The following is a 23,848-nucleotide window of genomic DNA, read 5'->3' on the forward strand; positions in this document are numbered from 1 at the left end:
CCCTCCCTGCTGTCGCAGAAAGGGAAAGGGTGGACGACTTTTACACCGCCCGCAGCAGCTCCATGCCGCCGCTTCCGTGGACTAGTTTCTCACCGCCGTTCTCAGCGCCCTCGGCGAGAAGCTCGGCATCGACGACGACGAGGTGGCGCGCGGCATCATCCGCATTGCCAACAACAACATGGTCAACGCGCTGAAGCTCGTGTCGCTCAATCGCGGCCACGACCCGCGCGACTTCACGCTCATCGCCTTCGGCGGCGGCGGCGCGATGCACGCCGTGGCGCTCGCCGCCGAACTCGGTGTGAAGAAGGTCGTCGTTCCGGCTGCCGCCTCGGTCTTCTCGGCCTGGGGCATGATGATGTCGGACCTGCGCCGCGACTATTTCGTCACGCGCCTGGCCGACCTGCGCCCGGGTGCGGCTGCCGGCATCGAGGCTGTCTTCGCCGAGACGGAGGCCCGCGCCCGCGACCAGTTCCGCCGCGAGGGCATCGAGCCGGAGAAGGTGAAGTTCCTCCGCTACGGCAAGTTCCGCTATCAGAACCAGGAGCACACCACCGAGGTTCTGCTTGATGGCGGCGCGATCACCGACGAGCGTCTGGCCGATATCGAGAAGGCCTTCCACGAGACTTACGAGCGCGAATACACCTACCGTCTCGACGCACCGGTGGAGATGGTGGGCATCCATGTCGTCGCCGCGGCTGAGGTGGGCAAGCTCGTCATGACCCGCCGTGAGCCCACCGGCACGCCGGCGGAAATCGCTCTCAAGGGCCGCCGCAAGGTGGACTACGCGCTGGAGGGCATCCACGAGGCCGGCATTTACGACGGCACAAAGCTTGAACCTGGCATGACCTTCGCCGGTCCGGCCATCGTCGAGGATCCCGGCACCACCATCGTTATCCATCCGGGCAACCGGGTAGAGGTTGACGGCTACGGCAACATCCACATTCACCTGGCCGAGTGAGGTGTGTCATGAGCGGACAGGTCACTGATCCCATCACCCTCGAGATCATCCAGAACTCGCTTCAGGCGACGGCTGACGAGATGTTCGTCGCCATGAAGAAGACGGCGATGAGTTCCATCATCTACGAGGTGCTCGACATGGGCACCGGCATTCTGGATGCGAAGGGTCAGATCGCCAGCTCCGGCGCCGGCATTCCCGCCTTCATCGGCGTGCTCGACAAGGCCGTGAAGGTGATCGTGGAAAAGTTCAACAAACCGGGCGACATCGAGCCCGGCGATGTCTTCACCACCAACGACCCCTATTATGGTGGCGTTACGCATCTGAATGACATTGTGGTCGCCATGCCGGTCTTTGCCGGCGGCCGCATCATTGCCTGGACGGCGAACATCGCTCACAATTCCGACATCGGCGGCAAGCTGCCGGGCTCGCTTTCCGCTGACGCTACGGAAATCTATCAGGAGGGCCTGCGCCTTCCGGCCATCAAGATCATCTCGAAGGGCGAGCCCATCCGCCCGGTCTTCGAGATCATGAAGACCAACTCGCGCATGCCGGACTTCCTTGAGGGCGACATTTGGGCGGCCATCGCCTCGGTGCGCATCGGTGCGAAGCGCCTGCAGGATCTCGCCGAGAAATACGGCGTCGAAACCTTCGAGAAGGCCATGGAATCCTTCATGGACTTCGGCGAGCAGGTCTCGCTGGCCGAACTCGCCAAGCTTCCGCACGGCACCTTCGAGCTGTCGGAGGAGCAGGATGACGGTCGCGTCTACAATGTGAAGATCACCATCACCGACAAGGAGTTCATCGTCGATCTGCGCGACAACCCGGATCAGGACAACGGCCCGACCAACACCAGCCGCGACGGCGTGATGGTTTGCGCCCAGATGATCTTCAAGTCGCTTACCGACCCGTACTCCCCGTGCAACGAGGGTTCGTTCCGGCCCATCCGGCTGCTGACGCGAGAGGGCTCAGTCTTCCACGCCAAGGAGCCGTCGCCCATCGGCTTCTATTTCGAGACGGAGGTCCGCGCCTACGACCTGATGTGGCGCTGCCTCGCCCGCCACGTGCCGGAGCGCCTGGCTGCCGGCCACTTCTCGTCCATTTGCGGCACCTTCATCGGCGGCATCCATCCAGACACCGGCCGTCACTACACGATCATCGAGCCGCAGGTCGGCGGCTGGGGCGCGAGCCATGGACGCGATGGCAACTGCGCCATCTTCTCCGGCTTTCACGGCGAGACCTACAATTGTCCGGCCGAAATCTCGGAGGCGCGCAACGGCCTCTTCGTCGATCGCATGGAACTCAATGTCGAGGACGGCGGCGAGGGCCGCTGGACCGGGGGCAGGGGCATCCGCCTCGACTACCGCATCCGCGTCGACGGCTCCTTCCTGACGGCGGGCTACACACGATCGAAGGTTCTGCCCTGGTCGCTCGCAGGCGGCAACGAAGGCACGCCCAACTACGTTGAGGTGATCCGCCGCGACGGCAGCACTGAACGCTACTCCTTCGTCTCGGGCCTCACCGTGAACAGGGACGACGTGATCAGCATCCGCACAGGCACCGGCGGCGGCTACGGCAACCCGAAGGAGCGCGATCGGCAGGCGATCATCGAGGATATCCGCAACGGCTACATCACGCGGGAGCGCGCGCTCGAGGTTTACGGCTTCGCGGGCTGACGCTTCGGGACTGACAAGACACAAGGGACCGCCGGCTGGCGGTCCCGGCGCGGTCTGGAACCGCGGAAAGATGACAGGATTTCTGGAGGCATAAATCATGGCTGTTACCGAACGGCGCCTCGCGCTCCTGCGTGAGAAGATGAAGGAAAATGGCACGGACCTCGTGGCGCTTGCGCCCGGCTCGCATATGCAATGGCTGCTTGGCTTCTACCCGCATCCCGATGAACGCCCGTGCCTGTTGCTCGTCTCCGCCACCGGCGAGACCTTTCTCATGCCCGCGCTCAATGCCGAGGGCTCGCGCGAGCACACGGACATTTCCTTCCAGACCTGGAGCGACGACCAGGGCCCGAACGCGGCGCTCGCTGCGGCGCTCGCCGAGGTCGGCGTGAAACCGGGCGCGAAGATTGCTCTCGACGAGACCATGCGTGCCGACTTCGCCCTGCTGCTGCTCGGCGCCGTTCCGGACGCCAAGCACACTTTCCTTGCCGATACGGTCGGCGCGCTGCGCATGCGCAAGGACGAGGACGAATACGCCAGGCTCAAGATGAACGCCCTCATCGCCGACCGTGCAATGCAGGCCGCCTGGGCAGCACTTCGTCCCGGGATGTCCGAGAAGGATGTGGCCGGTGTGGTGCGCGACCATTTCGCCTCGGAAGGCGCCGTGGTGGAGTTCTCCATCATCGGCGGCGGCCCGAACGGCGCGTTCCCGCACCACCACACCGGCGACCGCCTGCTGCAGGAGGGCGATGCGGTCGTCATGGATATCGGCGGCCGCAAGGACGGCTATCCGAGCGACATTACCCGAATGGCGGTGCTGGGCCGCGCCCCGGGAGGCTATGAGGAAGTCCACGCCATCGTGGAGAAGGCCGTGCAGGCTGCCGTCGCCGCCGCCAGGCCCGGCGTGAAGGCGAGGGACGTCGATGCCGCTGCCCGCAAGGTCATCACCGACGCTGGCTATGGCGAGTATTTCGTCCACCGCACCGGCCATGGCCTCGGCATCGACATTCACGAGCCGCCCTACATCACCGCCACCTCCGAGCTGGTTCTGGACGAGGGCATGGTGTTCTCCATCGAGCCGGGCATTTACCTGCCGGGCCGCTTCGGCATCCGCTTGGAGGAGATTGTGATCCTGCGCAAGGATGGCGCCGAAATCCTCTCGTCGCTGCCGCGCGACGTATCCCGGGCAAAGGTGTGACGATGGCAGGATTGCCGATTGATCCGATCACCGCTGCGGTTATCCAGGCCGGCCTTTCCGCGGCCGCGGACGAAATGTTCGCGGTGCTGAAGCGCACGGCCATGAGCCCGATCATTTACGAGGTGCTGGACGTTGGCACCGGCATCACCGACGCCCGTGGCGAGCTGGTGAGTTCCGGCGCCGGTATCCCGACCTTCGTCGGCGTGCTCGACAAGGCGGTGAAGCGCATTGTCGAACTCACGGGCCTTGAGAACATCCGTGAGGGTGACGTCTTCATCACCAACGACCCGTACTATGGCGGCGTGACCCACCTGAACGACGTGGTGATCGCCCATCCGGTCTTCGCCGATGGCGAGCTTTTCGCCTGGGCCGCCTCCATCGCCCACTGGAATGACATCGGCGGCATGACGCCGGGCTCCATGGCGGTGAACGTCACCGAGATCTACCAGGAGGGCCTGCGCCTTCCCGCCGTGCGTCTGTTCGAGAAGGGCGAGCCGATCCGCTCGGTCTTCGAGATCATCAGCGCCAATTCGCGCCTGCCGGACTTCGTCCGTGGCGACCTCTGGGCGCAGGTGGCGGCAAGCCGCAAGGCCGAGGCGCGCATCCGCCAGCTCGTCCAGACATATGGGCTGGAAACCTGCCGCAAGGCCGTCGCCGATCTCTTCGACGAGGGCGAGCGGCGCGGTCTCGCTGGCCTTTCGCAGCTTCCCACCGGCACCTGGCAGATCGAGGAGCGTCAGGACGATGGCGCTATCTGGCGTGCGGCCATCACCATCACGCCAGAGAAGTTCATCGTGGACCTGCGCGGCAACCCCGAGCAGCGCGCGGCCCCGTACAACACGAGCCGCGACGGCGCGGTCATCTCCGCCCAGATGATCTTCAAGGCTCTGACCGATCCGACGCTTTTCGCCAATGCGGGATCGTTCCGGCCGCTGGAAGTCATCACCGAGCCGGGCACGATCTTCCATGCCGAGGGCAGCGCCCCGCACGGCTACTATTTCGAGACGCGCATCCGCCTCTACGACATGCTGTGGCGCTGCATGGCGAACGCCATGCCGGACCGCCTGCCGGCGGGCCACTTCGCCTCGATCTGCGGCACCGTCATCGCGGGCAATCACCCCGACACCGGCCGTCGCTACACCATGGTCGAACCGCAGATGGGCGGCTGGGGCGCAACCGCCGGGCGCGACGGCCTCGACGCCATGTACTCCTGCAGCCACGGTGAGACCTTCAACTGCCCCGTGGAGATCTGCGAGGCGCGCTATGGCATCGACGTGGGCTTCAAGCGGCTGAACGAGCAGGACGACGAAACGAGCCTGCACCGGGGCGGCCGCGGGCTCACCGCGAGCTACCGGCCGCGGGGCAGGGCCGTTCTCTCGGCCGGCTACAGCCGCAATCAGGAGCCCGTCTGGGGCCTCAACGGCGGCGCCAATGGCGGCACGAACGGCCTTTCAGTGATCCGCGCCGATGGCCGCCGCGAGGACTTTGCCTTTGTCAGCGGCCTCGTGATTGAACCCGGCGACGAGATCCTCATCCAGACCGCCAACGGTGGCGGCTGGGGAGCGCGATAGGCGCCGGGCTCAAACGAACAGGAATCCCGATGGCAGCCGCACGGCTGCCATCGTCGTTCTTGGGGAGTGGCGATGGGCTCGACCGCCCGCTCTCACTGAGCGGCCACTTCTTCCGGCTTGCCGATCCAGAGGTCGAACTCGTCAAGCTGGGCGAAGGTAGCGGGTCTGAGCTTGCCCCACTTGGACGCATCCGCCACCAGGAACCGCTGCTGCGAGCGGGCCATGGCCGCGCGCTTCACCGCCACCTCGTGGAAGTGGAAGCAGGTCACGCCTTCCTTCTCGTGCACGCCAGCGGCGGAGAAGAAGCCTTTGGTGATGTTGATTTCCTTCAGCATCTTCAGAGCCGTGTCGGAGCTGAAGCTGCCGCTCGAGGGATGGTAGATGCCGGCCAGCAGCAGCAGGTTGATACCCTCCATGCGGGCAACGGCTTCCGCGATGTTGAGCGCGGGCGTCACCACCGTCACGTTGGCGTTCTGCGGGATGCGACTCACCAGATGCGGCAGCGTCGAGCCGCAGTCGATGAAGATCGTGTCATCGGGCGTGATCAGCTCCGCCGCTTTGCGCGCCACTTCGATCTTGGCCTGGGTGTTGGTGCCCTCAGCGCGTGAGAGCGAATAGTATTCGCCGTTGTCCTGCGCCAGCATCAGGTAGCCGCCGAGGCAAACGACACCCTTGTCCCTCTTGCTGAGATCGCGCCGGATGGTGATTTCGGATGTGCCAAGCTGCCGGGCCGCCTCGGAAATGTGGATGATCGCCCCGGAAGCGCACAGCTTCTGAAGCGCCTTTATCCGTGCTGCTCGTCCGGACGTCCTCGCCACGCGTTCCCTCTTTGAATGTGACCCGCCGCTGATTTTCCCGACGCAATCCACTCTTTCATAATTACAGGCCTTGCAAGAGGCTTGCGCATTTTGATCAGACATGATCATAATGAAGCGAATTAATCAATACGTACGGATGCAAGGTACGGGTTAATTCGGGAGAAAACGCCCACTTATGGCATCATGGAGGAGTAGGACCGTGATAAGGACTATCCTGGCGGCAGCTTCGCTGACCGTCTCGCTGATGGCATCGACCGCTTTTGCTCAGGTCGTTGACACGTCCAACGTCAACAAGGATCTGATCCAGACGGCGGATGACAAGAAATACACGATCGCGACGGTCGTGAAGGTGGACGGCATCGCGTGGTTTGACCGCATGCGCGAGGGCGTCGAGCAGTTCAAGGAAGACACCGGGCATGACGTCTGGATGGTCGGCCCGAGCCAGGCCGACGCCGCGGCCCAGGTTCAGATCATCGAGAACCTGATAGCCCAGGGCGTCGACGCGATCGCCGTGGTGCCGTTCTCGGTGGAAGGCGTGGAGCCGGTTCTGCAGAAGGCGCGCGAGCGCGGCATTGTCGTGATCTCGCACGAGGCCTCCAACCTCGTGAACACCGACTTTGACCTTGAGGCCTTCGACAACCACGCCTATGGCGCCAATCTGATGAAGGTGCTCGGCGAGTACATGGGCGGCAAGGGCAAGTACGTCGCCACCGTCGGCTCGCTCACCTCGAAGAGCCAGATGGAGTGGATCGACGGCGCTGTCGCCTACCAGAAGGAAAACTTCCCCGACATGGAGCTGGTCGGCGACCGTCTGGAGACCTATGACGACGCCGCGATCGACTATACCAAGCTGAAGGAAGCTCTCACCGCTTATCCGGACATCACGGGCATCCTCGGCGCTCCGATGCCGACTTCGGCTGGCGCTGGCCGCCTGATCGCCGAGAGCGGCCTGAAGGGCAAGGTTTTCTTCGCCGGTACGGGCCTGGTATCCGTGGCTGGTGAGTATCTCGCCAGCGGCGACATCCAGTACATCCAGTTCTGGGATCCGGCCGTCGCGGGCTATGCCATGAACATGCTGGCCGTTGCCGCCCTTGAGGGCAAGCGTGACCAGATCAAGGAAGGTCTCAACCTCGGCCTCGTCGGCTACGAGTCCCTGACCGCCCCGGACGCCAGCCGTCCGAACCTGCTCTATGGCGCAGGCTGGGTCGGTGTGACGGCCGACAACATGGACCAGTACGACTTCTGATCCCGAACGGACGGCCGGCGCCGGCGGAAGCTGGCGCCGGCCTTTCGCTTCTCCAGCGAGGGCAGGGCTGTTCTCGGCCCGCCGGAAGGTCATGTCCGAATATCTCATTGAACTGAAGAACATCAGCAAGCGTTTTGGCGGCGTGCGTGCGCTCGACGGCGTGTCGCTTGCAATCCGGCCCGGCGAGATCCACTGCCTGGCAGGTGAGAACGGCTCCGGAAAATCGACCATCATCAAGGTCATGTCCGGCATCTACACGCCGGACGAAGGCGAGATCTGGATCGATGGCGCCCCGGTCGGCAGCTATGATCCCATCCGCGCGGTTCACAGCGGTGTGCAGGTCATCTACCAGGACTTTTCCCTCTTCGGGAATCTGACCGTGGCGGAAAACCTGGCCATCAACAGCTTCCTCCTGGAAGACCGCAAGCGCATGGACTGGGCCCGTGCCCGGCAGATGGCCAAGGATGTGCTCGCCCGCCTCGGCGTGAAGATCGACATCGACGCGGAGGTCGAGAGCCTCCCGGCCTCCGGCAAGCAGCTGGTCGCCATCGCCCGCGCCCTGCTGGCGGAAGCCAGACTCATCATAATGGACGAGCCCACCACGGCGCTGACGGGCAAGGAGGTTGACGCTCTGTTCGGCATCGTGCGCGACCTCAAGGCGCAGGGCATCGCCACGCTCTTTGTCAGCCACAAGATGCGCGAGATGCTGGAGATTTCCGAGCGGCTCACCGTCTTCCGCAACGGCCGCAAGGTGGCGGAAGGCCCGATGAGCGAATTTGACGAGCCGGCCATCATCCGTGCCATGACGGGCCTTGAGCTCGAAGAAACACCTTACCGGCCCGACATCGACATGACCGCTGTCCCGGCTCTTGAGGTTGAGGGGCTCTCCGTTTCCGGCCTTGTCAACAACGTGAGCCTCACGGTTCGTCCGGGCGAGATCGTGGGCATCACCGGTCCCATCGGTTCGGGCCGCACAGAACTCGCACGCGCCCTGTTCGGCATGGAGACAGCCGCCGCCCGCAAGTTCCGGATCTTCGGCAAGGACGCCTTTCCGCGCTCCGTCCAGGAGGCCATCGAGCTCGGCATCGCTTACGTGCCGGAGGATCGCCTGACAGAAGGCCTGTTCCTCAGCCAGAGCATCGAGCGCAACATGGTGGTGAGCATCCTCGACTGGCTGCGCAAGGGCCTGTTCCTCGACCGCAAGGCCATGCGCTCCCGCACCGAGGAAATGTTCGGCGCGATGCAGATCGCCGCGCCCTCGCCGGAGACGCCCGTGGGCTTCCTGTCGGGCGGCAACGCCCAGCGTGTCATGCTCGGCCGCTGGCTGCTCACCGGTGCGAAGATCCTGATCCTCAACGGCCCCACGGTGGGCGTCGACATCGGTTCGAAGGCCAAGATTCACCAGATCATCCGCGGCCTCGCCGAAAAGGAGGGTCTGGCCGTTCTCATGATTTCCGACGATGTTCCGGAGCTCACCGGAAACTGCAACCGCGTTCATGTCATGCACGAGGGGCGCATGGTCGCCACCTTCAGTGGCGATGACATGACCGACGACAACATCAACGACAGTCTGAAGGCGTTGAGGTGAGGCAGCGAGCATGAAGATCTTTCAGTCGACGGAAGCCGTCATCGCCGCTGTTCTCATCCTCGTCATGCTGGCGATCGGCTTCATCAACCCTGCCTTCTGGGGCGTGGACAACCTGTTCAGCCTGGCCAAGTCGAACGTGGTGATCGGCATCATGGCGCTTGGCGTTCTGCTGGTGATGATCGCCGGCGGCATCGACGTGTCCTTCCCGGCCATAGCGGCGGCAGCACTCTACATCACCGTGCGCACCATGGTAGCCATCGGCTATGATGGCGTGGTGCTGCCATTCATCGGAGCGTGCGTGCTGGGCATCCTGCTCGGCGCCTTCAACGCCTTCATCATCGAACGCTTCAAGATGATCCCGCTGATCGTGACGCTGGGCACGGCATCGATCATCCGCGGCCTGGTGCTGGGCCTGCTCGGCACCTCCATCGTCAACATCAACAAGATGCCGAAAGAGCTTATCGCCTTCGGCAAGGTTGATCTGGTCTCCGTCACCGCCGCCAATGGCGCGACGGTCGGCCTCACGGCCATGGTGCTGGTCTATCTCGGCGTTGCGGTGGTCATGCACCTCATCCTGCGCCACACGATGATCGGCCGTTCGATCTATGCTTATGGCGGCGATGCGGAGTCGGCCCGCCGCGCGGGCGTCAACATCCGCAAGACCATCTTCTTCGTTTATTGCACGGCCGGGCTTCTCGCGGGCTTCGCGGGCCTCCTGCAGGCTTCGATGATTTGGCAGGCCAACCCGCGCGACTTCGTCGGTTGGGAGCTCGATGTGATTGCCGCGGTGGTCCTTGGCGGCGCCTCGATCTTCGGCGGGCGCGGCTCGGTCCTCGGCACCATGCTCGGCGTCTTCACGCTCGTCATGATCAAGAACTCGCTTATCCTGATGAAGGTCGACACGACCTGGCAGCGCGTTGTGGTGGGCGCGATCATCATCATCGCCACGGCGATAACCGCCTGGCGTGACCGCAAGAAGCTGGCTTGAGGAGGGGAAGAGACATGGTTGCCGAAACCAGGAGCAACTCCGTGTTCCGCCGCCTTCTCGGCTCGGACGCATCGATCCTGCAGCTTGCCGTCATCACGGTGGTCATCTTCGTTCTGATGACCGTGATGAACCCGGACAAGTTCCTGCGCTACTACAATTTCGAGTCCATCACCTACGTGATGCCGGAGCTCGGCATTCTCTGCCTTGCCATGATGGTGGCGATGCTCACGGGCGGCATCGACCTGTCGATTGTCGCCATCGCCAACCTCGCGGCCATCACGGCGGGCATCTACTTCAAGCAGCCGGGCGTTGCCGAGGCGCTGGCGGCGGGCGGGACAGGGGCCGCGTTCCATGTCACGATGGGCGTGCTGATTGCGCTGATGGTTGGCCTGCTCTCCGGCCTGCTCAACGGCGTGCTGATCGCCCGCCTGCGCATCATTCCGATCCTTGCCACGCTCGGTACGGGTCAGGTCTTCGCGGGCCTCGCGCTGGTACTGACCGGCGGTCCGGCAATCGCAGGATTCCCTGACGCCTGGACGTGGATCGGCACGGGCAAGCTGCTGGGACTCGCCGTTCCCTTCTGGATCCTGATCGTCGTGGCGGCGGTTGTGGCGGTGATCCTCACGCGCACGCACATCGGCCTCAACCTGATGTTGATCGGCACGAACGCACGCGCCGCCGTCTTTGTCGGCATCCGCAGCGCCCGCATGATCATCTACAGCTACACGATGACCGGCGTGATGGCGGCCATCGCGGGCATTCTCCTGTCGGGCCGCACCAATTCGGCCAAGGCCGACTTCGGCTCGTCCTATCTGCTGCAGGCGGTGCTGATCGCCGTGCTTGGCGGCACCAATCCGGCGGGCGGCAAGGGTCGCGTGGCGGGCGTCCTGCTGGCGCTGGTCTCGCTGATGCTGCTCTCCTCCGGCCTGCAGATCATGCGCGTGTCCAACTTCCTGATCGACGCGATCTGGGGCGCGTTCCTCGTCGTCGTGATCGCGATCAACTACCTGAGGTCTGCGAAATGAGCACCGTGAACGACGTCATCCTTCACCTGCAGCCGGAAGACTTTCCGGCCCGCGGGGAGCGCGTCATTGCGGAGAGCGGCCCGTTCCGGGTGACGGCCTTCCGCTATCTCTCCGGCGTCGAGGGCCTGCGGATCGACAATGCGCGCGGCCATGTGGTGGTGCTGCCCTATCTCGGCCAGATGATCTGGGATGCGGTCTTCGACGGCCGCCGCCTGACCATGGGCAACGTCTTCCCGTATCCGCGCCACGGCAGCTCGATCCTCGACACCTATGGCGCCTTTGCCTATCACGCCGGCGTCCTGCGCAACGGCACGCCTGGCCCGCAGGACACGCATCCGCTGCATGGCGAGATGCCGGTCCGCCCGATGGACAGCGCCCACGTGCGCTTCGGCCAGGATGAGGGGGGCACCTTTGTCGAGGTCGGCGGTCACACCGAATACGTCATGGGCTTCGGTCCGCACTACGTCGCCCGTCCGCGCGTCCGCCTGCATGGAGCAAGCGGCCTGCTCCATGCCGAGATGGTGGTGGAGAACCGGTCCGCCCATGAGATGGAGCTCATGTACATGCTCCATGCCAACTTCGCCTTCGTGGCGAATGCGGTGATCCACCAGCCCGCGCCCTACACGCCTGAAAGCACGGTGGTCCGCAAGAGCATTCCGGGCCACGTGAAGCCGTCACAGGCTTTCCTGGATCTGCTCGACGAACTCGGACGCAACCCGCAACGCATGCAGCGTCTGGCTGAGCCGGATCTCTACAGCCCCGAGCAGGTCTTTTACATCAGGGGCCTCGGTACCGACGGCAACGGCCGCACGCGCCTGGTGATGGAACTGCCGGAAGGCGACGCCTTCTCCATCGCCTACCGGCCGCAGGACCTGCCGCATTGCGTGCGCTGGATCCTGAATGATGGCGATGCGCAGGTCGCGGCCTTTGCGCTGCCGTCCACCTGCGAGCCGGAGGGCTATACGGCCGAGAAGGCCAAGGGCCATGTGCGCCTGCTGGCGCCGGGCGGGACGGCGCGCTTCCCGGTCACGCTCGGTTACCTGAGCGCCGCGGAAGCGGGTGGTGCGATCACGGAAGTCAACAATCTGAGCAGGGGTTGAGCCAATGGTGTCTTCGGAAAAGACGGGCCGCATCGCAATCGTCGGCTCCAACATGGTGGATCTGATCACCTACGTGCAGATCATGCCGAAACCGGGCGAGACCGTCGAGGCGCCTGACTTCGAGATCGGTTGCGGCGGCAAGGGCGCCAACCAGGCCATCGCGGCCGCGCGCCTCGGCTCGCAGGTGAGCATGGTGACCAAGGTCGGCGACGACCTCTTCGGCGACAACACGATCCGCAACTTCGCGGAGAATGGCGTTGACACCACGCATGTGAAGAAGGTGGCGGGCAAGTCCTCAGGCGTCGCGCCCATCTTCGTCGAGCCTTCGGGCGAGAACTCGATCCTGATCGTGAAGGGCGCCAATGCCGACCTCTCCCCGGCCGACGTGGACGCTGCCGAGGACATGCTGCGCCAGGCCGACCTCATTCTGCTGCAGCTCGAGATTCCGCTCGAGACGGTGGCCTACACCATCCGCCGCGCGGCGGAATGGGGCGTGCGCACCATCCTGAATCCGGCACCGGCCACGAAGGAGCTGAAGGTTTCCGACATCAGCAGCCTGAGCTTCCTGGTGCCCAACGAGAGCGAGCTGGAACTTCTCTCCGGCATGCCCACGACGACCGAAGAGGAGATCGTCGCTGCCGCCCGCAGCCTCATTGCCCAGGGCATCGGCACCGTGATCGTGACCCTCGGCGGCCGCGGCGCCCGGCTCGTCACCGCCGATGACGTGAAGGTCATCGAAGCGGTGAAGGTGAAGCCCGTGGACACCACCGGCGCTGGCGATGCCTTCATCGGTTCCTTCGCCCATTTCCTTGCTGCCACCGGCGACGTGGAGCAGTCGCTCAACAGGGCGGCGCGCTACGCGGCGTTCTCGGTCGGGCGCCGGGGTACGCAAAAATCCTACGCGACCGCCGCCGAATTCGAGGAATTCTGCAAGTCGCTTTCCGCTTCCGAATAACAAGAGCAGTAAATGTCAGTCTCCCCCACACGCAATCCCGGAACGGAGCTTCGGCCCGAATGGTTCGAGGACGTTCAGGTGAACCGCACGGCCGCCGAGCGGCGCGCTGCCGCCATCACGGCCAGCCGCACGGTGAAGAAGAACTACCAGGCCGCCTGGCTGCTGCGCGCCATCCAGTGCATCGATCTCACCACGCTTGCAGGCGATGACACGCCGGGCCGGGTGCGCCGCCTTTGCGCCAAGGCGCGCCAGCCCGTGCGTCCCGACATCCTGGAGGCGCTCGGCGTCGACAACATCACCACGGGCGCGGTCTGCGTCTACCCCACGATGGTACCGCATGCCGTGAAGGCGCTGGAAGGCTCGGGCATTCCCGTGGCCTCGGTCGCCACCGGCTTCCCCTCCGGCCTGACGCCGCTGCCGCAGCGCCTTGCGGAGATCACCTATGCGGTGGGCGAGGGCGCGCACGAGATCGACATCGTGATCACCCGCGAGCATGTGCTGCTCGGCAACTGGCAGGCGCTCTACGACGAGATCCGCGCCATGCGCGAGGCCTGCGGCGAGGCGCACATGAAGGCCATTCTTGCTACCGGCGAACTCGGCACGCTCACCAACGTCTACCGCGCCTCTATGGTCGCCATGCAGGCAGGTGCGGACTTCATCAAGACCTCGACGGGCAAGGAAACGGAAAACGCCACGCTGCCCGTCTCGCTCACCATGCTCCGCGCGCTGCGCGACTATGGCGAGCTCACTGGCCACGCCATCGGCTTCAAGCCGGCCGGCGGCCTGCGCACTGCCAAGGACGCGCTCGCCTGGCTCGCCCTGATGAAGGAGGAGCTTGGCAACCGCTGGCTCCAGCCCGACCTGTTCCGCATTGGCGCCTCCTCGCTGCTCGGCGACATCGAGCGCCAGCTCGAACACCACGTCACCGGGCGCTACGCCAATGCCGAGCACCATGCGTTGAGCTGAGGTCGGAAGAGATGAACATCAAGGACATTATGGAAACCATGGATTACGGCCCGGCTCCGGAAGCATCGACCGACGTTGAGGCGTGGCTGGAAAGCCGCGGTCGCGTGTTCGGCCACTTCATCGACGGCAGCTTCACCGGTGCCGGAAATGCCTCGATCGAGGTCGAGAACCCGGCGACGGGCGAGGTCATCGCCCGTATTCCAGAAGGCACGGAAGCCGAGGTCAACGCGGCCGTCGCCGCAGCGAAGGAAGCTTTCCCCGCCTGGTCGAGGCTGCCTGGCTTCGAGCGCGCGCGCTATCTCTACGCGATCGCCAGACACCTGCAGCAGCGCGAGCGCTTCTTCTCGGTGCTCGAGAGCATCGACAACGGTAAGCCGATCAAGGAGACGCGCAACGCCGACATTCCGCTCGCCATCCGCCATTTCTACCACCACGCGGGCTGGGCGGCGGCCATTGACACCGAGTTCCCCGGCCATGAGGCCCTCGGCGTTTGCGGCCAGATCATCCCGTGGAACTTCCCGCTGCTGATGCTGGCCTGGAAGATCGCCCCGGCGCTCGCCGCAGGCAACACGGTAGTGCTGAAGCCGGCGGACCTTACGCCGCTCACCGCCATCGCCTTTGCCGAGCTTCTGGTGGAGATCGGCCTGCCGAAGGGTGTGGTCAACATCGTTCACGGTGGCGGCGCCACCGGCGCGCTCATCGTCCGCCATCCCGACATCGCCAAGATTGCCTTCACGGGCTCGACTGCCGTTGGCCGCGAAATCCGCCGCGCCACGGCCGGTTCGGGCAAGAAGCTGTCGCTGGAACTTGGCGGCAAGTCGCCCTTCATCGTCTGCGCCGATGCCGACCTTGACGCTGCCGTGGAGGGCGTGGTCGAGGGCGTGTGGTTCAATCAGGGAGAGGTCTGCTGCGCCGGCTCCCGCCTGATCCTGCAGGAGGGGATTGCCGACCGCTTCCTCGCCAAGCTGCGCGCCCGCATGGAGCGCCTGCGCGTGGGCGATCCGCTCGACAAGTCGACCGATATGGGCGCCATTGTTTCTGCCGGTCAGAAGGCGCGCATCATGGGCCTTCTGGAGGGCGCGAAGGCGGAGGGCTACCGGCTCGAGCAGTCGTCCTGCCCGCTGCCTGAACGCGGTCGCTTCATCGCCCCCGGCTTCTTCGCGGACACCGAGCCGTCCGCCACGGTCTCTCAGGTGGAGATCTTCGGACCCATTGCAGTCACCATGACCTTCCGCACGGTCGATGAGGCGGTGCAGCTCGCCAACAACACGTCCTATGGCCTTGCCGCCTCCATCTGGTCGGAGAACATCAACGGGGCGACGGAGCTTGCCGCGCGCGTGAAGGCGGGCGTGGTGTGGATCAACGCCACCAACATCTTCGACGCCAACGCACCGTTCGGCGGCTACAAGGAAAGTGGCTACGGCCGCGAGGGCGCGCGCGAGGGCATGCTCGGCTACCTCAAGCGTAGCGTCAGGAAGGCTGCTCCCGCCGAGATCGTCCCGGCTGACCTCACCGCGATGCCGCAGACGGAAGGCGCGGTTGCCACCTACATCGACCGCACGATGAAGAACTACATCGGCGGCAAGCAGGCCCGTCCCGATGGCGGTGCGAGCTATGCGGTGCGCGATCCGAGCGGCGAAATCCTGGGGCTCGCGCCCATCTCCAACCGCAAGGACATCCGCAACGCCGTGGAAGCGGCGGCCAAGGCGGCTTCCTGGGCCGGAAACGCGCACAACCGCGCGCAGGTGCTCTACTATCTTGCGGAGAACCTCTCCGCCCGCGCCGCCGAGGTGGCTGCTCTGCTCCAGCGGATGACGGGCGTCTCGAAGGAGAAGGCCGCGGCGGAGGTGCGCCAGACGCTGGAGCGCTGCTTCTATTATGCCGGCATGGCCGACAAGCACGACGGCCTCATCCACGCTGCCAAGCCGCGCCATCTCACCCTCTCGGTGAAGGAGCCGATTGGCATCGTCGGTGTCGCCGCGCCCGATCAGTCGCCGCTGCTTTCGCTCATGTCGCTGGTGCTGCCGCTGATCGCCACGGGCAACCGCGTGGTTGCCGTGCCGTCGCCGGCTTGTGCGCTGATCGTCCAGCCGCTCTACCAGCTGCTCGACACCTCGGATGTTCCGGCGGGCGTGGTGAACCTGGTCACCGGCGACCGCGACACGCTGGCCAAGGTGCTGGCTGAACACGATGCCGTCAACGGCCTCTGGTACTGCGGCACCGCTGAGGGCGCCGCCGAAGTGGAGCGCCTGTCTGCTGGCAATCTCAAGCAGGTGTGGACGAACAACGGCCTTGCCATCGACTGGGTGGACGATGCTGTCGCCCGCGGCCCTGAGTGGCTTGACCGTGCCACGCAGGTGAAGACGATCTGGGTACCCTATGGGGCATGACATTGGATTGTCGCGCCGGATCTCCGTCCGCGTCTGATTGAAGATCGCGGTCAACCGGAGGAACCCGTCCGCGCAGCAACGGAAGTCCGTTTGACAAGAACGCCGGCTGCTCAAGGCAGCCGGCGCTCTCGTTATTGCGGAGAGTTATCGGAAGCCCGGCTGGCGGGAAGTCAGTCCAGCCGTCCCTCCATGGCGCGGTCGAAGGTCTCCAGCGCGAATTCCTTGGTGAACTTGACCGGATTGCCACCCGCCGTCGGGTCAACGATCGCCATCTCGCCGATGCGGTCGCGCTGGGCCGCGTCGATGCTCTCGCCCTGGACAAGCTCCTTCACCGTGTGCGGCACGTCGAGCTCCTTGCGCAGGTCGAGGATGGCCTTCAGGAAAGCCTCGAAGGTGGGCTCCAGGCCGAGATAGGCGGCGAGCCGCTTGATCCGATCCTCGATCGCCGGGCGGTTAGCCACCAGCACATAGGGCATGAACACGGCATTGGTCATGCCATGATGCGTGTCATAGAGCGCGCCGATCGGGTGCGACAGGGCGTGGATACCGCCGAGACCCTTCTGGAAGGCCGTGGCTCCCATCGCCGCGGCGCTCATCATGTGGCCGCGCGCCTCGATGTCGTCGGGCTTGGCGGCAACCTTCGGCAGGTTCTCCATCGCAAGCCGGATGCCCTCGACGGCGATGCCGTCGGCCATCGGATGATAGCCCGGCGCGCAATAGGCCTCGATGCAGTGGGCGAGCGCGTCGAAGCCCGTGCCCACGGTGATGAAGCGCGGCATGCCGACGGTGAGCTCCGGATCGGCGATCACCACCTTCGGCATCATTAGCGGGTGGAAAATCACCTTCTTGGTGTGCGTCGTCTCGTCGGTGATCACGCCCGCACGGCCGACTTCAGAACCCGTGCCCGCAGTGGTGGGAACCGCCACGATCGGCAGGATTCCGTTCGGATCAGCGCGGGTCCACCAGTCGCCGATGTCCTCGAAGTCCCACATGGGACGCGTCTGGCCGGCCATGAAGGCAATCACCTTGGCCGTGTCGAGGCCCGAGCCGCCGCCGAAGGCGATGACGCCATCATGGGCGCCCTTGCGCAGTACGGCAATGCCCGCCTCGACATTGGAGGCAACGGGGTTCGGTTTCACGTCGGAGAAGATCGCGGCCTCGTAACCCGCGTCGCGCAGGATGCCGAGCACCCTCTGGGTGACTGGAAGATTGGCGAGCCCCGCGTCGGTCACGAGCAGCGGCTTGGAGATTCCGGCAGCCTTCAGCGCGTCCGGCAGTTCCGCGATGCGGCCCGCGCCAAAGCGGACGGTGGTGGGATAGTTCCAGTTGGCTTTGATGGTCATCGGGGGATCAGACTTCTTTCAGGTGGTACGACTTGGGTTGGGTAAGGTTGTGGTAGCCGATCTCGCTCAGCGCGCCGCCCTTGCCGGTGTCCTTGACGCCCGTCCAGACCAGCGCCGGGTCGAGATAGTCGCAGCGGTTGGCGAACACGGTGCCCGTCTCGATCCGCGCGCCGATGCGCGCCGCCGCTTCCAGATCCTTCGTCCAGATCGAGGCGGTGAGGCCGTAGGGGCTGTCGTTCATCAGCGTGATGGCTTCCTCGTCGCCGGAGACCTTCATGATGCCCACCACCGGGCCGAAGCTCTCCTCGCGCATGACGGACATCTGGTGGTTGACATTCGACAGCACCTGCGGCGCCAGATACGGCGAGCCCTCCCGGTCCTCGGGATGCTTCGTGTCGAGATGGGCGACCGCGCCCTGGCGCACGGCCTCGTCGATCTGCCGGCGGACGAGATCGGCGAAATTGGCCCGCGCCATCGGCCCGACGACCGTATCCGGGTCGAGCGGGTTGCCGAGCGTCCATCCCTTCGCCGTCTCGACGAACCGCTCCAGGAACTCGTCATGGATGGCGGCATCCACATAGATGCGCTCGATGCCGCAGCAGCTCTGGCCCGAGTTGAAGAAGGAGCCATCCACGAGGTTCTCGACCGTGTAGGCGAGGTCGCAGTCCCGCCGTACATAGGCCGGATCCTTGCCGCCGAGCTCCAGCCCCAGCGTGGCGAAGGTGCCCGCGGCTGCCCGTTCGATCCTCCGGCCGCCCTCCACCGATCCGGTGAAGGAAATGTGGTCGATGCGGCCGGATGCAATCAGCTTCTCGGTGCTCTCGTGATCCATCACGATGTTGCAGAACAGGCCCTCCGGCAGGCCGGCGGCGTCGGCGGCCTTCTGGAAGCGTTCGCCCACCAGCAGCGTCTGGCTGGCGTGCTTGAGCAGCACCGCGTTGCCCGCGATCAGCGCCGGCACGATGGAGTTGATGGCCGTGAGGAACGGATAGTTCCACGGCGCAATCACCAGCACGAGTCCGAGCGGCTCGCGGCGGATGTAGCGGACGAAGCCGGGCTTGTCCTTCTTTTCGAGCGGCGCCAGCGCCTCTTCCGCGATGGAGATCATGTAGCGTGCGCGTTCTTCCAGGCCACGCTTCTCGCCGCCATAGCGCACGGGCCTGCCCATCTGCCAGGCAAGCTCCGGCACGATCTCGTCGTTCATGGCGAGCAGCGCGTCGGTGAAGCGCGTAAGCGCCGCAGTGCGCTCGGCGAGGCCGGTGGCCGCCCAGGCGCGCTGGGCGGCCCGGGCGCGGTTGACCGCCGCCTCGATCTGTTCGGGGGTGGCGCAGGTGCGCTCCGCATAGACGGAGCCATCGATGGGCGAAATGATCTTTATCGTTTGTTGTGTCATCTGATCTATCCTGAAACCATCAGGGTCGCGCTTCCTCTTGAAAGCCAGGAGAGGCCGGTTCCTCCACACCTCATCCCGAAGCTTGTCGAAGGATGAGGTGAAGAGCGTTGGTGATCATCGGGTCCTCACCCTTCGTTGCGTCGGGGGCGAGGGCCGCTGGGCTGTCACCCGTTGAGGTTAACGGCGCGCATGCGAAAACCTCAATTGTCTAGTAGCGCTCGAAGCCGCGCTTCAGTTCCCAGTCCGTCACGCGGCGGTCGTACTCGAGCTGTTCCCATTTCGCCGTATGGACGTAGTGGTCCACCACCGCATCACCCATCGCCTCGCGCAGCATCGTGGAGCCCTCGAGCGCCACGATTGCGTCCCGCAGGGTCTTCGGTATCTGCGGCAGCTCGCCGACGGAATAGGCGTCACCGGAGAAGGGCGGATCAAGCGGCAGCTTCTCCTCCATTCCCTTGAGGCCCGCCGCCAGCAGGCCGGCGAAGGCGAGGTAGGGATTGAGGTCGGCGCCGCCGATGCGGCACTCGATGCGGATGCCCTTGCTGTTTTCTCCGCACAGCCGGAAGCCCGCGGTGCGGTTGTCCTGGCTCCAGGTGAGCGTCGTCGGAGCGAAGGTGCCGGCCTGGAACCGCTTGTAGGAATTGACATAGGGCGCCAGGAACACCGTGACGTCCGGCGCATACTTCACCAGGCCCGCCACGAAATGCTTCATCGTCTCGGACATGCCCAGCGGATCCTTCTCGTCGAGGAAGATGTTCTTCCCGTCCCTGGCGAGCGAGATGTGGATGTGCCCGGACGAACCGGCCAGGTCATACCGCCATTTGGCCATGAAAGTCACCGCCTTGCCCTGGGCATGGGCGATTTCCTTCACTGCGTTCTTGAGCACCACGTGCCGGTCCGCCATCGTCAGTGCGTCGGCGTAGCGCACATTGATTTCTTCCTGGCCCGGACCCCATTCGCCCTTGGAATTCTCCACCGGAATTCCCGAAGCCTGCAGGTGCCGGCGGATGGCCCGCATGACCGGCTCTTCCTTGGTCGTCTGGAAGATGTGGTAGTCCTCGATGTAGTAGCCGGCCGTCTTGATGTCCCGGTAATCCTTCTCGTGGATCGTCCGGTAGTCCTCGTCGAAGAGGTAGAACTCGAGTTCGGAGGCCATGTTGGCAGTGAGCCCCAGCTTTTCGAGCCTGGCGAGCTGCGCCTTCAGGATGGCTCGCGGCGAATGCGGTAGTGGGTGACCGTGGTGGTCGAGCACGTCGCAGAGCACCAGCGCCGTGCAGTCGAGCCATGTGGTCTTCATGAGGGTCGACAGGTCGGGCTTCATGACGAAATCGCCATAGCCCTTCTCCCAGCTTGCCGCGGCATAGCCGGGGACTGGCTCCATGTCGATGTCGTCGGCCAGCAGGTAATTGCAGCCGTGGGTCTCCTCCAGCGCGCTTTCGAGGAAATATTCAGCCTGGAATCTCTTGCCGATCAGGCGCCCCTGCATGTCGGGAAAGGCAACCAGAACGGTGTCGATGACACCCGCAGAGACGTCGGCCTTGAGCGCTTCAAGCGTGTAGGCGGTCATTCGTTGTTCCTTGCCAGATGGGGAAGGGCCGGCCGGGCCTCATGCGCGGCCGGCCCCGCTTTCTCAGGAGTAACGGTACGGAGCGCCAGCCTTGCGCATCGTCTCGAGATACTTCTTGAGAATCTCGACGACGCGCTTGTTGCGTTCGCTGGTCGCGGCGATCTCTTCCCAGAAGGCCATCGCCTCGTCCTCCACCTGCTTCCATTCGCTCTCGGGAATAGTGGTCAGCTCCAGCTTGCCGCCGGTGGTGCGGTAATGGGCTTCGCCCCACCAGTACCAGTGCTGGCGGTAGTAGTGCGAGGAGTCCATCGCGAGCTGGAACAGTGTCTTGAGGTGATCCGGAACGGCCTGCCACTTTTCGGTGTTGGCGAAGAAAGAGCCGGCCCAGGCGCCGCTGATGTTGTTGGTGAGGTAGTACTTCGTCACGTCCGCCCAGCCGACCGTGTAGGTCTCGGTCGCGCCGCACCAGGCGATGCCGTCGATCTCGCCGGTCTGGATGGCGACCTCGATGTCTTCCCACGGCAGCGTGACCGGCACGACGCCGAAGCGGCTGAGGAAGCGCCCGCCCGTCGGGAAGGTGAAGACGCGCAGGCCCTTGAGGTCCTCGAGGCTGCGGATAGGCTTGGTCGTGGCGAAGTTGCACGGGTCCCACGCGCCGGCGGACAGCCACGTCACGCCCGGCACCTCGCTGTATGCCTCTTCCCAGATCTCCTTGAGGCCATACCAGTGCCACAGCACCGGGACATCGAGGCTGTAGCGCGAGGCGAACGGGAAATAGGCGCCGAAGACGGCCACGTCGACCGGCGCGGCCATGGAGTCGTCGTCACTCTGGGCGGCATCGATCGTGCCCTGCTGGACGGCGCGGAACAGCTCGCCCTGCGGCACGAGCTGGTCGGCGGTGTAGAGCTCGATGACCATCTCGCCGTTGGCCGCCTTGTTGAAGGCGTCGATCGCGGGCTTGATGACGTGTTCGGCCAGAGCCGGGCCGGCATAGGTCTGCATACGCCAGCGGATCGGGCTCTGCGCGCGGACGATGTTCGGCGTTGCCAATGTCGCACCGACAGCGCCTGCGGTCGCCAGGCCAGCATTGCGGATAAAGTCGCGTTTCGTAACTTTGTTCTCGCTCATGTCCGGTTCCCCTTTCGTTGTTGTGAGCGGACTGCCGTTTCTGCAGCTCCTGGTTTTCTCCGTACTGTGTTCCTCTCACCTCCTTCGCGCAAGGCGTTTCCGGGCTATCGGCCGGTCCACCAGTTGGGCAGCCATAGGGCGATGTCCGGGAACACCATGAGGATAATGATCGTCAAAATCATCAGGCCGACGAACGGAACGATCGACCGGTAGATGTCGCCCAGCGTGATCTCGGGCGGTGCCATCGCCTTCATCAGGAACAGGTTGTAGCCGAACGGCGGCGTGATGTACGCGATCTGGCAGGTGATGGTGTAAAGGATGCCGAACCAGATCGGATCGAAACCAAGCGACCTCACCAGCGGCACGTAGAGTGGCGCCACGATGACGAGCATCGCCGTGTCGTCCAGGAACATCCCGAGTACGATGAACGACAGCAGCATCAGGATGAGGATCGTCCACGGACCGGCGTCGAGCGTCTCGAGCAGCAGCGTCCGGATTGCGCGCACTGCGCCCAGGCCGTCGTAGACCGCGCCGAAGCACAGCGCCGCCAGGATGATCCAGAGGAACATGCAGCTGATGCTGAGCGTGTTCCTCGTGCTCACCTCGAACACCCGCCATGTGAAACGGCCGGAGAAAACCACCGACAGGATCGACAGCAGCGCGCCGACGGCCGCGCTCTCCACCAGGCTGGTCATGCCCGACAGGAACAGGCCCATCATGACAAGGAAGACCATGAGCGGCAGTACGCCCGCGCCGAGCAGGCGGAACTTCTCCGCCGGGGTGATGGCATCGCGCTCTTCCTTCGGCATGGCAGGCGCGAGTTCCGGGTTGATGCGGCAGCGGATGTAGATGTAAAGCGCGAACAGCGTAGCCATCAAAAGGCCAGGGAACACGCCGGCGAGCCAGAGCTGCAGTACCGGCTGGCGCGCGATCATCGCGTAGAGCACCAGAACCACGCTCGGCGGTACGAGGATGCCCAGCGAGCTACCCGCCTGGATAACGCCAGTCACCATGACCTTGTTGTAGCCATGCTTCAGAAGCGCGGGCAGGGCCACCGTTGCCCCGATCGCCATGCCGGCCACGCTGAGGCCGTTCATGCAGGCGATCAGCACCATGAGGCCGATGGTGCCCAGCGCCAGCCCGCCCCGCAGGTCTGCGAACCAGACGTGGAACATGCGGTACAGGTTGTTCGCCATGCCGGACTCCGAGAACATGAAGCCCATGAAGACGAACATCGGTACCGTGATCAGCGGATACCAGTTCAGCACCTGGAAGCTGGCGTTGAAGGGAAGCTCCGCCGAGCCGGTGCCCCACAGGGCCAGTGCCGCTGCCGAGCCAACGAATCCGATCACGCCAAACACGCGCTGCCCGGTCATCAGCAGCACCATCATGCTGGTGAACATGAATAGTGTGATGAGTTCCGAGCTCATGCGATCGGCTTCCCTAATGCGTGGGCCAGGTCCTTGAAGAAGGTCGAGATCAGCTGCAGCAGCATCAGGAAGATGCCGAGCGTCATCACCGCCTTGATGGGCCACAGCAACGGTGCCCAGGACGTGTAGTTCTTCTGGCCGTACTCAATGGCATAGGTGGTGCTGGACACGCCGCCCCAGAACAGCACGATCACGTAGAAGATCACGAAGAGGATCGTGAAGGCATCGAGCGTTGCGCGCTTGCCTGGCGACAGCCGGCTGTAAAAGAGGTCCATGCGCACATGCGAGTCGAGCTGCAGCGAATAGGCCCCGCCGACGAGATAGTAGGCGGAAAGCAGGAACTGGCTCATTTCCAGCGACCAGTTCACGGGAACGCCGAGAAACGCCCGCGATGCGGTCGAGTAGAGAAGAACGCCAATCAGCACAAAGAGCAGATACATCGCGACCCGCCCGATGCGGTGGTTCACGAGATCCACGTAATGGACGTAAAGTCGGATTGCCCTGGGCACCCTCT

Annotated in this window: 19 protein-coding genes and 1 pseudogene; 13 read left to right on the forward strand and 7 right to left on the reverse strand. The window is 64.5% G+C overall.

Features of this window, described 5'->3' with window-relative positions; translation table 11 throughout:
- Positions 1 to 109: 109 nt before the first annotated feature.
- The 5 genes and pseudogenes from ABD906_RS12375 to ABD906_RS12395 form a co-directional block, all read left to right on the forward strand.
- A pseudogene (locus tag ABD906_RS12375) lies at positions 110 to 364 on the forward strand (hydantoinase/oxoprolinase family protein); the annotation flags it as partial.
- The gene (locus ABD906_RS12380; protein WP_345099771.1) at positions 356 to 958 is read left to right on the forward strand and encodes a hydantoinase/oxoprolinase family protein; all 603 of its coding nucleotides are present in this window, start codon (positions 356 to 358) and stop codon (positions 956 to 958) included. The pseudogene ABD906_RS12375 and the gene ABD906_RS12380, both read left to right, overlap by 9 nt.
- Before the next feature lie 8 nt (positions 959 to 966).
- Positions 967 to 2,631 carry a hydantoinase B/oxoprolinase family protein gene (locus ABD906_RS12385; protein ID WP_345099715.1) on the forward strand — a complete coding sequence of 555 codons (1,665 nt, stop codon included), beginning with the start codon at positions 967 to 969 and terminating at the stop codon, positions 2,629 to 2,631.
- Between the two features lie 97 nt (positions 2,632 to 2,728).
- Complete coding sequence (locus ABD906_RS12390; protein ID WP_345099716.1) at positions 2,729 to 3,826, forward strand: M24 family metallopeptidase; 1,098 nt, start codon at positions 2,729 to 2,731, stop codon at positions 3,824 to 3,826.
- A gap of 2 nt (positions 3,827 to 3,828) precedes the next feature.
- Entirely contained in the window at positions 3,829 to 5,397 is a 1,569-nt protein-coding gene (locus ABD906_RS12395; protein ID WP_345099718.1) for a hydantoinase B/oxoprolinase family protein, read from the forward strand.
- A gap of 92 nt (positions 5,398 to 5,489) precedes the next feature.
- Here ABD906_RS12395 and ABD906_RS12400 read toward each other — a convergent pair whose 3' ends face one another.
- A complete protein-coding gene (locus ABD906_RS12400; RefSeq protein ID WP_345099719.1) occupies positions 5,490 to 6,215 on the reverse strand; it encodes a DeoR/GlpR family DNA-binding transcription regulator in 726 nt (241 codons plus the stop codon).
- A 244-nt stretch (positions 6,216 to 6,459) separates the two neighbouring features.
- Here ABD906_RS12400 and ABD906_RS12405 point away from each other — a divergent pair, with 244 nt between their 5' ends.
- From ABD906_RS12405 to ABD906_RS12440, 8 genes are all read left to right on the forward strand, one after another.
- Complete coding sequence (locus ABD906_RS12405; protein WP_378188699.1) at positions 6,460 to 7,461, forward strand: autoinducer 2 ABC transporter substrate-binding protein; 1,002 nt, start codon at positions 6,460 to 6,462, stop codon at positions 7,459 to 7,461.
- 91 nt (positions 7,462 to 7,552) lie between these two features.
- On the forward strand, positions 7,553 to 9,049 hold the full coding sequence (locus ABD906_RS12410; RefSeq protein WP_345099720.1) for a sugar ABC transporter ATP-binding protein: 1,497 nt from the start codon (positions 7,553 to 7,555) through the stop codon (positions 9,047 to 9,049).
- 10 nt (positions 9,050 to 9,059) lie between these two features.
- On the forward strand, positions 9,060 to 10,037 hold the full coding sequence (locus ABD906_RS12415) for an ABC transporter permease (RefSeq protein ID WP_345099721.1): 978 nt from the start codon (positions 9,060 to 9,062) through the stop codon (positions 10,035 to 10,037).
- 14 nt (positions 10,038 to 10,051) lie between these two features.
- On the forward strand, positions 10,052 to 11,062 hold the full coding sequence (locus tag ABD906_RS12420; protein ID WP_345099722.1) for an ABC transporter permease: 1,011 nt from the start codon (positions 10,052 to 10,054) through the stop codon (positions 11,060 to 11,062).
- A complete protein-coding gene (locus tag ABD906_RS12425; RefSeq protein WP_345099723.1) occupies positions 11,059 to 12,162 on the forward strand; it encodes an aldose 1-epimerase family protein in 1,104 nt (367 codons plus the stop codon). Before ABD906_RS12420 ends, ABD906_RS12425 begins: the two co-directional genes overlap by 4 nt.
- Before the next feature lie 4 nt (positions 12,163 to 12,166).
- Positions 12,167 to 13,117 (forward strand): ribokinase, encoded by a 951-nt coding sequence (rbsK, locus tag ABD906_RS12430; protein ID WP_345099724.1) that lies wholly within the window; start codon positions 12,167 to 12,169, stop codon positions 13,115 to 13,117.
- Between the two features lie 12 nt (positions 13,118 to 13,129).
- Positions 13,130 to 14,083, forward strand: a complete 954-nt coding sequence (deoC, locus tag ABD906_RS12435) for a deoxyribose-phosphate aldolase (protein WP_345099725.1) — start codon at positions 13,130 to 13,132, stop codon at positions 14,081 to 14,083.
- A gap of 11 nt (positions 14,084 to 14,094) precedes the next feature.
- Positions 14,095 to 16,473, forward strand: coding sequence for an aldehyde dehydrogenase family protein (locus tag ABD906_RS12440; RefSeq protein WP_345099726.1), 2,379 nt, complete (start codon positions 14,095 to 14,097; stop codon positions 16,471 to 16,473).
- A 170-nt stretch (positions 16,474 to 16,643) separates the two neighbouring features.
- On the opposite strand, the gene ABD906_RS12445 is transcribed toward ABD906_RS12440, so the two are convergent.
- From ABD906_RS12445 to ABD906_RS12470, 6 genes are all read right to left on the reverse strand, one after another.
- The gene (locus ABD906_RS12445) at positions 16,644 to 17,816 is read right to left on the reverse strand and encodes an iron-containing alcohol dehydrogenase (protein WP_345099727.1); all 1,173 of its coding nucleotides are present in this window, start codon (positions 17,814 to 17,816) and stop codon (positions 16,644 to 16,646) included.
- Positions 17,817 to 17,823: 7 nt separating this feature from the next.
- Positions 17,824 to 19,209, reverse strand: coding sequence for an aldehyde dehydrogenase family protein (locus ABD906_RS12450; RefSeq protein WP_345099728.1), 1,386 nt, complete (start codon positions 19,207 to 19,209; stop codon positions 17,824 to 17,826).
- 208 nt (positions 19,210 to 19,417) lie between these two features.
- A complete protein-coding gene (locus tag ABD906_RS12455) occupies positions 19,418 to 20,776 on the reverse strand; it encodes a glutamine synthetase family protein (RefSeq protein ID WP_345099729.1) in 1,359 nt (452 codons plus the stop codon).
- A gap of 63 nt (positions 20,777 to 20,839) precedes the next feature.
- Complete coding sequence (locus tag ABD906_RS12460) at positions 20,840 to 21,904, reverse strand: TRAP transporter substrate-binding protein (RefSeq protein WP_345099730.1); 1,065 nt, start codon at positions 21,902 to 21,904, stop codon at positions 20,840 to 20,842.
- Between the two features lie 104 nt (positions 21,905 to 22,008).
- The gene (locus tag ABD906_RS12465; protein ID WP_345099731.1) at positions 22,009 to 23,334 is read right to left on the reverse strand and encodes a TRAP transporter large permease; all 1,326 of its coding nucleotides are present in this window, start codon (positions 23,332 to 23,334) and stop codon (positions 22,009 to 22,011) included.
- A complete protein-coding gene (locus tag ABD906_RS12470; RefSeq protein ID WP_345099733.1) occupies positions 23,331 to 23,843 on the reverse strand; it encodes a TRAP transporter small permease subunit in 513 nt (170 codons plus the stop codon). Before ABD906_RS12470 ends, ABD906_RS12465 begins: the two co-directional genes overlap by 4 nt.
- Positions 23,844 to 23,848 lie beyond the last annotated feature (5 nt).

It is taken from the genome of Chelativorans composti (genome assembly GCF_039541695.1).
GTDB lineage: Bacteria > Pseudomonadota > Alphaproteobacteria > Rhizobiales > Rhizobiaceae > Chelativorans > Chelativorans composti.

What these genes read in the sequence shown, in the direction of transcription:
- ABD906_RS12380 (WP_345099771.1), top strand. Translation starts at nt 356, where the DNA reads ATGTCGGACCTGCGCCGCGACTATTTCGTCACGCGCCTGGCCGACCTG.
- ABD906_RS12385 (WP_345099715.1), top strand. Translation starts at nt 967, where the DNA reads ATGAGCGGACAGGTCACTGATCCCATCACCCTCGAGATCATCCAGAAC.
- ABD906_RS12390 (WP_345099716.1), top strand. Translation starts at nt 2,729, where the DNA reads ATGGCTGTTACCGAACGGCGCCTCGCGCTCCTGCGTGAGAAGATGAAG.
- ABD906_RS12395 (WP_345099718.1), top strand. Translation starts at nt 3,829, where the DNA reads ATGGCAGGATTGCCGATTGATCCGATCACCGCTGCGGTTATCCAGGCC.
- ABD906_RS12405 (WP_378188699.1), top strand. Translation starts at nt 6,460, where the DNA reads ATGGCATCGACCGCTTTTGCTCAGGTCGTTGACACGTCCAACGTCAAC.
- ABD906_RS12410 (WP_345099720.1), top strand. Translation starts at nt 7,553, where the DNA reads ATGTCCGAATATCTCATTGAACTGAAGAACATCAGCAAGCGTTTTGGC.
- ABD906_RS12415 (WP_345099721.1), top strand. Translation starts at nt 9,060, where the DNA reads ATGAAGATCTTTCAGTCGACGGAAGCCGTCATCGCCGCTGTTCTCATC.
- ABD906_RS12420 (WP_345099722.1), top strand. Translation starts at nt 10,052, where the DNA reads ATGGTTGCCGAAACCAGGAGCAACTCCGTGTTCCGCCGCCTTCTCGGC.
- ABD906_RS12425 (WP_345099723.1), top strand. Translation starts at nt 11,059, where the DNA reads ATGAGCACCGTGAACGACGTCATCCTTCACCTGCAGCCGGAAGACTTT.
- rbsK (WP_345099724.1), top strand. Translation starts at nt 12,167, where the DNA reads ATGGTGTCTTCGGAAAAGACGGGCCGCATCGCAATCGTCGGCTCCAAC.
- deoC (WP_345099725.1), top strand. Translation starts at nt 13,130, where the DNA reads ATGTCAGTCTCCCCCACACGCAATCCCGGAACGGAGCTTCGGCCCGAA.
- ABD906_RS12440 (WP_345099726.1), top strand. Translation starts at nt 14,095, where the DNA reads ATGAACATCAAGGACATTATGGAAACCATGGATTACGGCCCGGCTCCG.
- ABD906_RS12445 (WP_345099727.1), bottom strand. Translation starts at nt 17,816, where the DNA reads ATGACCATCAAAGCCAACTGGAACTATCCCACCACCGTCCGCTTTGGC.
- ABD906_RS12450 (WP_345099728.1), bottom strand. Translation starts at nt 19,209, where the DNA reads ATGACACAACAAACGATAAAGATCATTTCGCCCATCGATGGCTCCGTC.
- ABD906_RS12455 (WP_345099729.1), bottom strand. Translation starts at nt 20,776, where the DNA reads ATGACCGCCTACACGCTTGAAGCGCTCAAGGCCGACGTCTCTGCGGGT.
- ABD906_RS12460 (WP_345099730.1), bottom strand. Translation starts at nt 21,904, where the DNA reads ATGAGCGAGAACAAAGTTACGAAACGCGACTTTATCCGCAATGCTGGC.
- ABD906_RS12465 (WP_345099731.1), bottom strand. Translation starts at nt 23,334, where the DNA reads ATGAGCTCGGAACTCATCACACTATTCATGTTCACCAGCATGATGGTG.